A 12,594-nucleotide genomic window follows, 5' to 3' on the forward strand; every position below is an offset into this window, starting at 1 on the left:
CCTTGCCGGACTTCATGCCGTTATGTCTGACATACTCATCGTTGACGACGAGAAAGCCATTCGACAACTGCTCAGCGAGGTGCTGGCCAAAGACGGGCACCGCGTCGAGACCGCAGCCGACGGCGACAGGGCGCTGGAAAAGCTGGTGAGCGACGATTTCGACCTGGTCATCACCGATCTGCACATGCAGGATGTCGATGGCATTTCCGTGCTGCGCTCCAGCAAAAGCAAAAACCCCTACACCGAAGTTCTCATCCTCACCGGCCACGGCACGGTTTCTTCGGCGGTTGAAGCCATGCGTCTGGGCGCGTACGAATACCTGACCAAGCCCATCGACATGCGGGAGTTTCGCATGAAGGCGCGCCAGGCACTGGAACGCCGCGCCATGCGCCTGCAAATTGAAGCCCAGCGCCGCGAAATTCAGCGCCATCAGGAAATGATCGCGCGCGATTTGCGGCTGGCCGAGCAGGTGCAGCAAAGCCTGGTGCCGCGTCCCTTGTCCAACGAATTTCTGGAAGTGGCGGTGCGCTATCTGCCGATGATCGGCGTGGGTGGCGATTTTGCCGACGTCTATGCGGAGAATCCGCAACAGGTCACCCTCACGCTCGTCGATGTCACCGGCCACGGCATCACGGCGGCCCTTTTGGTCAACCGCATGGCCAGCGAAATCCGCCGGCTGGTGCGCGAACGGCTGGAGCCCCGCATCATGCTGCATCATTTCAATGACTTTATCTGCGAGTCGTTCGCGGGCACCGGCATGTTCCTGACCATGTTCATCTGCAAACTGGATCTGACGGTGCATACGCTCACTTTTGCCGGCAGCGCCCACCCCGCTGCCGTGATTTGGCGCCATCGCCAGAACAAATTCGAAAAGCTCGACTCCCAAAATCCGATCGTGGGCTTCGATCAAGCACCGGAAGAGCGCTTCCGCCAGCAGGTGACCAGCATCGCCCCCGGCGACAAACTGCTGATGTACACCGACGGCATCATTGAAGCCGAAAATGCCAAAAACGAGGGGCTGGGGCTGCGGGGCATGCTCAACCTCTGCCAGCCGGCACTTACCGCCACCGCCACGGAGCTGGCCGACAGCCTGATTGCCGGCCTGGAGAGATGGTCGGGCGGCCCGCGGCGCGACGACGTGTATCTGCTGGTGACCGCGATCAAATAGTTTGGCGCAACCCCCGGCGGAAACCGGAATTCAGCAACAACGCGTTGCCTCCCAAACGCTGCACCCTCTCATGCAACAAGGCGGCCGCGGCACGGATACTTTCACGCCCAGGCGGCGAAGGGGAGAGAAGACGGAACAGCAAACGCCGGCGGTTGCGTTTTTTCAGCCTGCAAGCTGCGGCGGCACCGCCCTCCGCGGTGTCACTCTCGTTTCTCACTGCACGTTCTTCTGCCATGTCGAATGCCACAACGCTCATTCTGCAGACGGACTGCCCGGCACTCAAGCTGCTCGGCCGCGGCAAAGTCCGTGACATTTATGATCTCGATGAGCATCTGCTCATCGTGGCCACCGATCGCATCTCCGCCTTCGATGTCATTCTGCCCCAGGGCATTCCCCACAAAGGCCGGGTGCTCACCCGCATTTCCGCATTTTGGTTTCGGCAAATGGCAGACCTCATCCCGCATCATTTGATCTCGACCGAGCTCGCGGACTTTCCCGCGAGCTGCCGCGCGTATCGCGAACAGCTCGAAGGTCGCAGCATGCTGGTTCACAAAACCCGGCCCCTGCCCATTGAATGCGTGGTGCGCGGTTATCTGGCCGGCTCGGCATGGAGCGAATACCAGCGCACCGGCATGATCTGCGGCCTGACACTGCCCGCCGGTTTGGTGGAAGCGGCGGCGCTGCCGGAGCCGGTCTTCACGCCCGCCACCAAAGCGGAGAGCGGCCGTCACGATGAGAATATCCCGTTCGATACCGTCGCCAAGCTGGTGGGGCGGGAGCAGGCGGAACGTCTGCGCGAATACAGCCTGGCCATCTACCGCCGCGCCCACCGTCTGGCGGAAACCAGGGGCATCATCATTGCCGACACCAAAATGGAATTCGGCCTGCACCATGGCCGTTTGATGCTGATCGATGAGCTGCTCACACCCGATTCTTCGCGCTTTTGGCCGCGCGACGGCTATCAACCGGGCGGCAGCCAGCCGAGTTTCGACAAACAATTCGTGCGGGATTATTTGACGACGATCAAATGGAACCGTCAGCCGCCGGCGCCCAACCTGCCCGAAGAAGTCGTGAGCACCACCAGTGCAAAATATCTGGAAGCCCTGGCGCGCCTGACCGGTGAGCGCTTGGAGGTCTGAGCCGGGAGGCGCGCGCAGGCGACGCTCATGCCTGGCCGGGCCGGGCAACCGGCACTTTGTCGGACTGCGCCATGAGCTGAAAGACTGCATGCCGTGCGGGCACAACTGCACCGGAGGAGAGCCGGAATGAACAGCATGAGCCGGCGTCACATTTTGCTGGTCAATCCCTGGGTCACCGACTTTGCGGCTTATGATTTCTGGATGAAGCCGCTGGGACTGCTCCATCTGGCCGCACAATTGCGGCACCATGGCGAAGCCGTCCGCCTGGTGGATTGCATGGACCGCAGCCATCCGGCGTTGCTGCGCTGGCAGGGTCTGACACAACCCCGGCAGCAACGCTGGCACACCGGGAAATTCGTGCGCCAGCCCATTGCCAAACCGGCGCTGTATGCCGGCGTGCCGCGGCTCTACGCACGCTACGGCCTGCCACCCGAAATTTTCGACCAACTGTGCCTGGCCGGGCCGCGGCCGGAGGTGATTCTGCTCACCAGCGGCATGACCTACTGGTATCCTGGCGTGCAGCAAACCATTGCCGCCCTGCGCCGGCTGTTTCCGCGCGTGCCGATTGTGCTGGGCGGCATTTATGCAACGCTCTGCCCCCGGCATGCACAGCAAACCTCGGGCGCCGACTTGATCGTCACCGGCGAAGCAGAGAGTGTGATTGGCGATCTGTTGAAAACAGTGGCGCTCTGCGCCGCAGGTGAATACCCGCCAATCGTTGCGGGCAGGGCCACCCCCAATCTCGATGAACTGCCATGGCCGGCCTTCGATCTCTATCCGCGCCTCGATTACGCCACCATTCTCACTTCGCGCGGCTGTCCGCTGCGATGCACCTTTTGCGCCTCGCGCATCGTGGCGGGGCAATATCGCTGGCGTGCCCCCGCCGCCGTGATGGCTGAAATGGAGTGGCTGCAGCGCGCTCTGGGCGTGTGCGAGTTCGCTTTTTACGATGACGCCCTGCTCACCAATCGCGATCGCCACTTCCTGCCGCTGTGCGAGCAAATCATCGCGCGCCGTTTCGCCGCGACCTTTCACACGCCCAACGGCCTGCAGGTGAAACACCTCGATGCCACCACCGCCCAACTCATGTGGCGTGCAGGATTCAGAACGATTCGACTGGCGTATGAAAGCAGCAGCCCCGAGCGCTGGCGCGACATGAGCCGCAAGGTGAGCAATGAATCCTTCCTGCGGGCCGTCACGCATTTGCAAGCCGCGGGATTCGGCCCCGCCGAGCTGGATGCCTATGTGCTGATGGCTCTGCCCGGCCAGGACCTCGACGAGGTGCTCGCCAGCATGGCGCTGGTGCACAGTCTGGGCGTGGGTATTCGCCTGGCCGCTTTCTCGCCCATTCCCGGCACGGTGGATTTTGCGCGCGCGGTGGCACGCGGCGATCTGGCCGCAGAGGCCGATCCCCTGCTCACCAACAATTCGATTCTTCCCTGCCGCCGGCAGGGGACGGGCTTTGAAGTCTATGATCACCTCGCGCGCCTGGCCAAACTGCTCAACGCCCATCTGCGCCAGACCGGCAGGCCGCTGGAATCCGCCGGTGATCTGCACACGCGGTTGCGGCGCGCCCTGCAGGAGGGCGAGCGGGTGCTGTGACTGCCGCCGGGTCGATCATTTCAGCGCTTCTGCAATCCATGCCATCATTCACCTGCTTGCAAACGGAGGACAGCATGAGATACTTGTTCGCCGCATTGGGCGCAATCCTGCTGACGGGATGCACGCTGTTGCAGCCGCTGCCGGAACCGGACCGGCGTGAAGTCGTCACCGCTCCCGATGCCCCGGCGCCCATCGGACCCTACAGCCAGGCCATTAAAATCGGCAACGCACTTTATTGCAGCGGACAGATCGCACTCTCCCCGACCACCGGTGACCTCATCATTGGCGACATCAAAGACGAAACCAGGCAGGTGCTGGAGAATCTCGGCGCGGTGCTGCGCGCCGCCGGCATGAGCCATAATGAAGTGGTGAAGACCACCATCTTTCTCACCAGCCTGGACGACTACAAGCTGGTCAATGAAGTTTATGCCCAATACTTTTCCGCCAGCAAGCCGGCGCGGGAAACCGTGCAGGTGGCACGGCTGCCGCGCGACGCCCGCGTGGAAATCAGTTGCATTGCGGTCAAACCCGAACAAAGCCAGTAACACCTTACCCTGGGATTGGCACTGGTTTTCATCTTCGAATTTATCGCTTCGAAAAAGTTGGCGGCATGGGGCTGGCAGCCTGCGCCCCGGCATTCCTGTGGCAAGATGGCACACCTTGACGCACCGCCCCCGGCGGGAATCATCACGCTGTTGACGGACTTCGGCACGGCGGACGGCTATGTTGCCGCGATGAAGGGCGTCATTCTCAGCCTCGCGCGGCACGTGACGCTGGTCGACCTGACACATGAGGTGCCGCCCCAGCAGGTGGCGATCGCCACCTTTATTCTGTCTGCTCATTTTTACTATTTTCCGGCCGGAACCATCCATCTTGCGGTGGTCGATCCGGGGGTCGGCACCGCGCGGGCCGCCGTCGCCTGTTGCCATCGCGGCCATTACTTCCTGGCACCCGACAATGGCCTGTTGGATTTTTGCAGCCGCGATCCCGCCTGCAAAGCGGTGCGGTTGAACAAACCGGAATTCTGGCGCGGCGAAATTTCCAATACCTTCCATGGCCGCGACGTGTTCGCACCCGTGGCGGCACATCTCGCGTCGGGTGTGGCACTGGAACTGCTTGGGGAGCCGGTGCGCCTGATGCCGCACCAGCCGCAGCCTGCAGGTAAAATTGCTTCCGGCCGGCTGTTGGGGGAAGTGATTTATTGTGATCACTTCGGCAATTTGATCACCAATATCAGCCGGGCGGAGCTGGCGGCATTTGCCGGCACGCGCGCGATCGGCATCCATTTGGCAGATAAAACCCTTCATACGGTGCACCGGTCTTATGCCGAGGTGCCGGCCGGCCATCTTGTCGCGCTCATCAACAGCTTCGATCTGCTGGAAATCGGCATCAATCAGGGCAATGCCGCGCAAGCAATACCGGCGGCAAGAGGAACGCCCGTCATTATTGTCACAGGAGATTGAAACGCAGCCATGCATAGCAATCATTTTCAGGATTCATTTGCGATGGAGCCGGCCAGGTCTAGGGCAGCCTGGCTCGCCAGCCTGCTGCGCCGGGACCGTCCGGCCCTGAACCTCGTGCTCTTCGTGTTGACGTGCGGCTCCACCTTCTTCATTCATTACTGGCCGGAACGCAGCCTCGCCGACGGGCTGTGGTACAGCGCGGGCATCATGTCGATTCTGCTCTGCCACGAGATGGGACACTACCTCATGTGTCTGCGCTACGGCATTCGCGCCACCCTGCCTTTTTTTCTGCCTTTTCCATCCTTTCCATTCGGCACGCTCGGTGCCGTGATTCGCATGGATGCGCGCATGCCAAACCGCCGCGTGCTCTTCGACATCGGCGTGGCCGGCCCGCTGGCCGGTCTGCTGGTGACGCTGCCGGCAATTTATTTCGGTCTGGCGATGTCGGAAGTGAAAAACGTCAGCGAACTGGAGAATGCCATCAAATCCGTCGATCCGCTGATCTTTAAGTGGCTGGTCGCCTGGGTGAAAGGCCCGTTGCAGCCGGGTGAAGACGTGCTGTTGCATCCGCTGGCCTATGCCGGCTGGGCCGGCTTGTTCGTCACCGCGCTCAATCTCCTGCCCATCGGACAGCTCGACGGCGGCCACATTCTCTATGCCCTGCTGGGCGACCGCAGCCGGCAGATTTTCCCGGTAACCATGGCCTTGTTTGCGCTGATTTGCATCGTGATTTATCCCTTCTGGATTTTGATGATCATCCTGCTGCTGTGGTTCGGTTATCGCCACCCGCCCACGGAGTATGACGGCCAGCCATTGGACCGCAAGCGGCAGGCGCTGGCATGCCTGACTTTTTTGATCTTCGCTTTCTCCTTTACACCGGCTCCCTTTCAATTCCAATGAAAGACAGGCGCCCGGCCACTGCGCCAGACAAAAAATTCCTGATCGCCGGCATCGGCGAGCTGGTGTGGGATCTTTATCCCGGGCAACGCAGCATCGGTGGCACGCCGGCGAATGTTGCACTGCATGCCCGTCAACTCGGCAACGAAGCGGTTTTGGTGTCGCGTGTGGGCAACGATGCCCCGGGCCGCGAACTGATCGAGGCGCTGCGACAGCGCGGCGTCAACAGCGATTTCATTCAAACCGATCCGCACAAGCCAACCGGCACTGTCGCCGTAACACTCGATCCGCACGGGCTGCCCTCCTTCCGCTGTTCTCATGAGGTTGCCTTCGATGCCTTGTGTTTCACGCCGGCCCTGGCGGCCCTGGCCGCCACCTGCGATGCGGTGCTGTTCAGCTTGCTGAGCCAGCGGTCATCGGCAGCGGCTGAAACGATTCGCAACTTCGTGGGCACCGCGCGCCGGGCCGTCAAAGTTCTGGATCCCAACGCGCGCACCAGTGCCGCGGAACTGCAAAAACTTCTGCCCCCTTCGCTGCGGTTGGCGGACATTGTCAAGATGAACGAAGAGGAGCTGCACCGCCTGCACGCGGCACTTGCGCACAGCGGTGAATCGGTGACCTCGTTCATCCGCCGGTTGATGCGGGAGTATGATCTCGCCCTGGTGGCGATTACGCGCGGCGGGCAGGGCTGTGAACTTTTCAGCCGCGATGAGCATCACACCTGTGCCGGGATGACTGTGCCGGTGGTGGACACCACCGGCGCCGGCGATGCCTTCGCTGCCGCCTTGATTCATCGCTATCTGCGCGGCGCCAGCCTGGCGGAGCTGGGGAGCTATGCCAATCGCGTGGCCGCGGCGGCCTGCACCAAGCTGGGCGCCAGCCCGCTGCTGACGAGTGACGAGATTGCGTATCACGTGCCGGCAGAGCAAACTTGCTCCGGCCCTGCCGGGAGGTAAAGGCAATATGAATTCCAACGCCTCGAAAAGATACACGCCACCCTCGGCTCCGGTCAGCCATGGCCGCCTGCTGTTGCTGTCCGGCTTGTTGCTGCTTGCCTTCGCCTTAATGGTGCGGTTGCAACAAATGAGCACGGGGCATGGCACGGGGGCCACCAGCCCGGAGGCGGCGCGGATCGAGGGATTGAGCTACCGCAATCCGAAAATGGGATTTTTGGTGCAGGCGCCGAGCGCCGCCTGGACAATCGCCGAACTCGCGCTGCCCGACAGCCTGCCGGCGCCCGGCGTGGTTCACCACATCCTTGCCAACACCACCGCCGTGGTGGAACTCTCCCGGCAGGACCATGACACAACCCGGGCGCGCTGCGAGCTGGGCGTTTTCAATCTCAAAGAGGCATACTCCGCACAGGCGGTGGCGGAGGAGAGCTGGCGGGAATTGTCCGCCGCTTATCGCAGCGCAAGTGACAGTGTGCGTCTGGTTGCCCCGGTGACCGTCATCCCTTCCGCGGGCAGCATGCAAGGCGCCTTTTATGTCGCACGTCTGCCGCAGGCCGCGCTGACCTCACCGCTGGACGTCTGGGTGATGGCCTATCTCGTCAGGGATCGCATCGCTTGCGCGCTGACTTGTCAAACCAGCGAGGCGGCCTACCCGCGGTTGCGCGAGGATTTCGAAAAGATCATTGCCAGTTTTCGCTGGCTGTAGACAATTGTCAGGCAGACATCCCATCTGAAACCAGGCGGGCAGAATGCCTGAGCGACAACATTTTGCGGGCACGATGGTTTGCGAGAGGAATGGAGGTTGCGGTGCAAATTCGTTTTCCTGAAAGAGTCCCTCTGGCGCACCTGCCGACGCCGCTGCACAAGCTGGCGCGCTTGAGCGAGGAGCTGGGTGGTCCGGAGATTTACCTGAAACGCGATGATCTCACCGGCATCGTCGAGACCGGCAACAAGATCCGAAAACTGGAATTCCTGCTCGCCGAGGCGCAACAGCAGGGCTGCCAGGTGTTGATCACCTGCGGCGGCGCACAGTCGAATCATGCGCGCGCCACTGCGGTGGCGGCAGCACGCAGCCGTCTGAAGTGCCACCTGGTCCTGCGCGATTCCATCGGCAGTGAATTCGACGGCAATCTGCTGCTCGACCGGCTGGTGGGCGCAGAGATCAAATTCATCACGCCGCAGGAGTATGAGCAGGTCGATGACATCATGGCCAGGCTGGCGGAAACATACGTGGCGCAGGGCCTCAAGCCTTACGTCATTCCGGAAGGCGGCTCCAATGCGTTGGGCTCGCTCGGCTATGTCATTGCCATGCAGGAGATGGCGGAGCAGGCAGCGGCGCAGGGGCTGCACTTCGATCACCTGGTTTGTGCGGTGGGCTCGGGCGGCACGCTGGCTGGCATGCTGTTGGGCCGGCACCTGTACGGTCTGGCGGGCCAGGTTCACGGCATCAATGTGTGCGATGATGCGCGCTATTTTCAAAACCGCGTATCCAACATTTTGCGCAGCGCACGCCGCAAGTTCGGCTTCAAGTTGAACCTGCAAAGCCAGGACATCAGCATCATCGACGGCTACGTGGGCAAGGGCTACGGCCTCAGCCGCCAGGAGGAAATCGACTTGATCAAACACGTGGCGCAATGCGAGGGCATCATTCTCGATCCGGTCTACACCGGCAAGGCGATGTTTGGGCTGGTTGACCAGATTCGGCAGGGGCGCTTTCAGGCGGGGGAAAAAATCCTGTTCTGGCACACCGGCGGCATTTTTGGATTGTTTCCCAAAAAGGCGCTGTTTTTTTAGCGGGCAGTTGCCTGCAATGGTGCAGCCACCACCCATTTCATACCGGAAGGATCGGCACCCCGGCCGGGCGGAGCGGATTTGCCGGTTTTTAAAAAATGAAAAACCCTGGCGGTCGCCGCGACTGTCAGGGGTTTTTGATTCATACCGTGTCGTTCATCCCACAACGGGGGGCACGTAATGCAGATAGGCATGCATCATTTGAATCTCAGCAGACTTTTGCTGCAGGTCGATTGTCATCAAGTCGCGCAGGGAGATGATGCCGACGATGCGATCGCCGTCGGCAACCACCAGGTGTCGAATGCTGTGTTTTTGCATGCGCGCCAGACAGGTCTCGTAGCTTTCCTGGGGCGCGGCGGTGATGAGATTGCGGGTCATCACCTCTTTCACCGGCACCTCGCGCGGTTTCAACTCCGGGGCGACCACACGTTTCATCAAATCCCGCTCGGAGAAAATGCCCACCACACGATCGCCCTCCAGCACCGCCACGGCGCCGACGTTCTTCTCCACCATGTAGTGGACCACTTCATAAATGCTTTGTCCGGCCTGCACAGTGTACACCTCCCGGCCTGCCACGAGATTGCCAACTGTGTCCATCAGCAACGTCTCCCTGATTTGAAAGTGAAATTGCCCGGATGAGTTGGAACCTCCTGCGAGGATCGCATGTGGAACGGTCATGTGTCAAAACCAGCGCGCCGTCATTGCCATTTACCTCGCAATCTTTTCCATCAGAACTTTCCTCGCGCGGGTAATCCTGTGGACGGCAAAAGAATTCATGGCGCCGGCGCAGTTGCCGGTCGCGCCGCTGTTTTACTGATCAGGTTCAATGCACTGCCGGCGCGGAACCAGGCAATGGCCGTCTCATTGTAGGAATGCTGCAGCTCGCATTCGTGCGTGGTGCCATCGGCATGGTGTATGATCAGCTTCAAGGGTTTGCCGGGCGCGAAGGTCTGCAACCCCGTGATCGAAACACGATCGTCTTCACGGATCAAATCATAATCCGCCGGGTTGCTGAAAGTGAGCGCCAGAATGCCCTGCTTTTTAAGGTTGGTTTCATGAATGCGCGCGAAGCTGCGTGTGATCACTGCACGGCCGCCGAGCCAGCGCGGCTCCATCGCGGCGTGTTCACGCGATGAGCCCTCGCCATAATTCTCGTCGCCGATGGCGACCCAGCCGGGGATCCTGCCCTGCGTCATCATCGCCTTGTAGGCACGCGCGATTTCGGCAAAGGTCTTGACTTCACCGGTGAAAAGGTTGCGGCCCTTGCCCGGCTCGCCGGAAAACGCATTGATCGCGCCGCTGAACAGGTTGTTCGAGATGTTGTCCAGATGGCCGCGGTACCTCAGCCATTTGCCGGCGGGCGAGATGTGATCGGTGGTGCATTTGCCTTTGGCTTTGACCAGCACCGGCATCGCCAGCAGATCCGTGCCCTCCCATGCCGGAAAGGGCGAGAGAGCCTGCAGGCGGTCGCTCCGGGGGTCGATAATCACCTGCACCTGCGAACCATCCGCCGCGGGTGCCACGTATCCGGAATCGCCCGGATCAAAACCACGGGCGGGCAGTTCGACACCGGTGGGCGGTTCGAGCTTCACTTTTTCACCCCGGTCATTCACCAGGAAATCGGTGAGCGGATTGAAACTCAGCCGTCCGGCCAGGGCATATGCGGTGACAATCTCCGGGCTGGCGACAAACGCCAGGGTGTTGGGATTGTCGTCATTGCGTTTGGCAAAATTGCGGTTGTAGGAGTTGATGATGGTATTGCGTTCGCCCGGCTTGATGTCATCCCGGCTCCACATGCCGATGCAGGGGCCGCAGGCGTTGGCCAGCACCTCCCCTCCGATCGCGGTCAGCAACTGCAACTGCCCGTCCCGCGCAATGGTGGCGCGAATCTGCTCGGAGCCGGGTGTGATGGTGAACTTGGACTTGACTTTGAGGCCCTTGTTCAAGGCTTGGCGGGCGATACTGGCAGCCCGCTCGATGTCTTCATAGGAGGAATTCGTGCAACTGCCGATCAACGCCACTTTGATTTCATCCGGATAATTGTTCTCCTTGACGGCGACAGCCATCTGCGATACCGGGCGCGCCAGATCCGGCGTGAGCGGACCATTCACATGCGGTTCGAGGGTGGTGAGATCGATTTCTATGACACGGTCATAGTACTTCTCCGGGGCTCGCAACACTTCGGGATCCGGCACGAGGTGCTCGGCAATGCGGCGCGCCGCTTCCGCCACCGCGGCGCGGTTGGTGGCGCGCAGATAGGTTTCCATGCGGTCGTCGAAGGGGAACAGCGAGGTGGTGGCGCCGATTTCCGCACCCATGTTGGTGATGGTGGCCTTGCCGGTGGCGCTGATGGCACGCGCCCCTTCGCCAAAATATTCGATGATATGATTGGTGCCGCCCTTCACCGTCAGGATGCCAGCCACCCGCAGAATCACATCCTTGGGGGAGGTCCAGCCGTTCATTTTGCCCTTGAGATGCACGCCGATGATGCCGGGCCATTTCAACTCCCACGGGATGCCGGCCATCACGTCCACCGCATCGGCGCCGCCCACGCCAATGGCGATCATGCCTAGACCGCCGGCATTGGGCGTGTGGGAGTCGGTGCCGATCATCATGCCGCCGGGGAAGGCGTAATTTTCCAGCACGACCTGGTGAATGATACCGGCGCCCGGCTTCCAAAAGCCGATGCCATACTTGTTCGAAACACTCGCCAGGAAATCATACACCTCGCGGTTTTCGTTTTGTGCGCGCGCCAAATCCGCAGCAGCACCCAGCCGGGCCTGGATGAGATGATCACAATGCACGGTGGTGGGCACCACGGTTCTGGGCAGACCGGCACTCATGAACTGCAGCAGTGCCATTTGTGCTGTGGCATCCTGCATCGCAACGCGATCCGGGGAGAGATTGACGTAAGACTTCTTGCGAACGGGCGCTTCCCCGGGAACTTCGGCAAAATGGGCACACAGAATTTTTTCGGTCAGGGTCAGGGGGCGGCCAAACAATTTGCGGCCGGCCGCCACTTTTGCCGGCAGCCCCGCATACACACGCTGAATCATGTCAAAATCGAAAATCATGGTGCAACTCCTGTCTCGCGCCATAGGGTGTCATTGCCGGGCAAGGCGAAGGCCAAAAGCCAAAGGCACTCGCGGCCAACGCAACGCCACGATCATGCGCTGGTCTGCACACCTGTGGGCCGGGGCACCGGCTCAGGTCAAGCCGCCGGTTTGCAGTGACTTGCCCCGCACATATTCCACCTCCAGGACATTGCCTTTGAGCCGGCCGGTCATGTCCTTGCGATCATCAATGGTAATTTCCGTGATCACCCGCGGCGCAAACTTCTTGATCTCTTCATGACATTTCTGGATGACGAACAGGATTTCCTCCCACTCCCCCTCCAGCAGCGTGCCCATGGCTGTCAGTTGATAATCCAGTTCACTCTTCTCAACAATCGCCACGGCCCGGGCAGTCAGTTCTTTGATTTCTTCTCCGCTTCCCACGGGAACAATGCGAAACTCGGCGAGCATGAGGTTCCTTTCTCAAATATCGAACAGCCGGATCAGCAGACATACGAATCGAAACGG

General features: G+C 60.9%; 12 protein-coding genes. 9 read left to right on the plus strand and 3 right to left on the minus strand.

Annotated features, from left to right (window positions below; genetic code table 11):
- Positions 1-22 precede the first annotated feature (22 nt).
- The 9 genes from ONB52_16205 (at position 23) to ONB52_16245 (ending at position 9,016) form a co-directional block, all read left to right on the plus strand.
- Complete coding sequence (locus ONB52_16205) at positions 23-1,168, plus strand: SpoIIE family protein phosphatase (protein ID MDZ7417681.1); 1,146 nt, start codon at positions 23-25, stop codon at positions 1,166-1,168.
- Between the two features lie 233 nt (positions 1,169-1,401).
- On the plus strand, positions 1,402-2,307 hold the full coding sequence (locus tag ONB52_16210) for a phosphoribosylaminoimidazolesuccinocarboxamide synthase (protein MDZ7417682.1): 906 nt from the start codon (positions 1,402-1,404) through the stop codon (positions 2,305-2,307).
- Between the two features lie 126 nt (positions 2,308-2,433).
- Positions 2,434-3,909, plus strand: coding sequence for a B12-binding domain-containing radical SAM protein (locus ONB52_16215; GenBank protein ID MDZ7417683.1), 1,476 nt, complete (start codon positions 2,434-2,436; stop codon positions 3,907-3,909).
- Between the two features lie 74 nt (positions 3,910-3,983).
- Positions 3,984-4,454 carry a RidA family protein gene (locus ONB52_16220; GenBank protein MDZ7417684.1) on the plus strand — a complete coding sequence of 157 codons (471 nt, stop codon included), beginning with the start codon at positions 3,984-3,986 and terminating at the stop codon, positions 4,452-4,454.
- A 105-nt stretch (positions 4,455-4,559) separates the two neighbouring features.
- Positions 4,560-5,372: an SAM-dependent chlorinase/fluorinase gene (locus tag ONB52_16225; GenBank protein ID MDZ7417685.1), complete on the plus strand. Its 813-nt coding sequence runs from the start codon at positions 4,560-4,562 to the stop codon at positions 5,370-5,372.
- A gap of 9 nt (positions 5,373-5,381) precedes the next feature.
- Positions 5,382-6,272: a site-2 protease family protein gene (locus ONB52_16230; GenBank protein MDZ7417686.1), complete on the plus strand. Its 891-nt coding sequence runs from the start codon at positions 5,382-5,384 to the stop codon at positions 6,270-6,272.
- Positions 6,269-7,225: a carbohydrate kinase gene (locus tag ONB52_16235; GenBank protein ID MDZ7417687.1), complete on the plus strand. Its 957-nt coding sequence runs from the start codon at positions 6,269-6,271 to the stop codon at positions 7,223-7,225. Before ONB52_16230 ends, ONB52_16235 begins: the two co-directional genes overlap by 4 nt.
- A gap of 7 nt (positions 7,226-7,232) precedes the next feature.
- Entirely contained in the window at positions 7,233-7,928 is a 696-nt protein-coding gene (locus ONB52_16240) for a hypothetical protein (GenBank protein MDZ7417688.1), read from the plus strand.
- A gap of 107 nt (positions 7,929-8,035) precedes the next feature.
- Entirely contained in the window at positions 8,036-9,016 is a 981-nt protein-coding gene (locus tag ONB52_16245; GenBank protein ID MDZ7417689.1) for a D-cysteine desulfhydrase family protein, read from the plus strand.
- A gap of 153 nt (positions 9,017-9,169) precedes the next feature.
- Here the strand turns inward: ONB52_16245 and ONB52_16250 are convergent, their stop codons facing one another.
- The 3 genes from ONB52_16250 to ONB52_16260 form a co-directional block, all read right to left on the minus strand.
- A complete protein-coding gene (locus ONB52_16250) occupies positions 9,170-9,610 on the minus strand; it encodes a CBS domain-containing protein (GenBank protein ID MDZ7417690.1) in 441 nt (146 codons plus the stop codon).
- A gap of 176 nt (positions 9,611-9,786) precedes the next feature.
- The gene (locus tag ONB52_16255; GenBank protein ID MDZ7417691.1) at positions 9,787-12,087 is read right to left on the minus strand and encodes an aconitate hydratase; all 2,301 of its coding nucleotides are present in this window, start codon (positions 12,085-12,087) and stop codon (positions 9,787-9,789) included.
- Positions 12,088-12,219: 132 nt separating this feature from the next.
- Positions 12,220-12,537 carry an MTH1187 family thiamine-binding protein gene (locus ONB52_16260; GenBank protein MDZ7417692.1) on the minus strand — a complete coding sequence of 106 codons (318 nt, stop codon included), beginning with the start codon at positions 12,535-12,537 and terminating at the stop codon, positions 12,220-12,222.
- Positions 12,538-12,594: the final 57 nt, after the last annotated feature.

Source organism: candidate division KSB1 bacterium, from assembly GCA_034506255.1.
In the GTDB taxonomy this organism is placed as follows: domain Bacteria; phylum Zhuqueibacterota; class Zhuqueibacteria; order Zhuqueibacterales; family Zhuqueibacteraceae; genus Coneutiohabitans; species Coneutiohabitans thermophilus.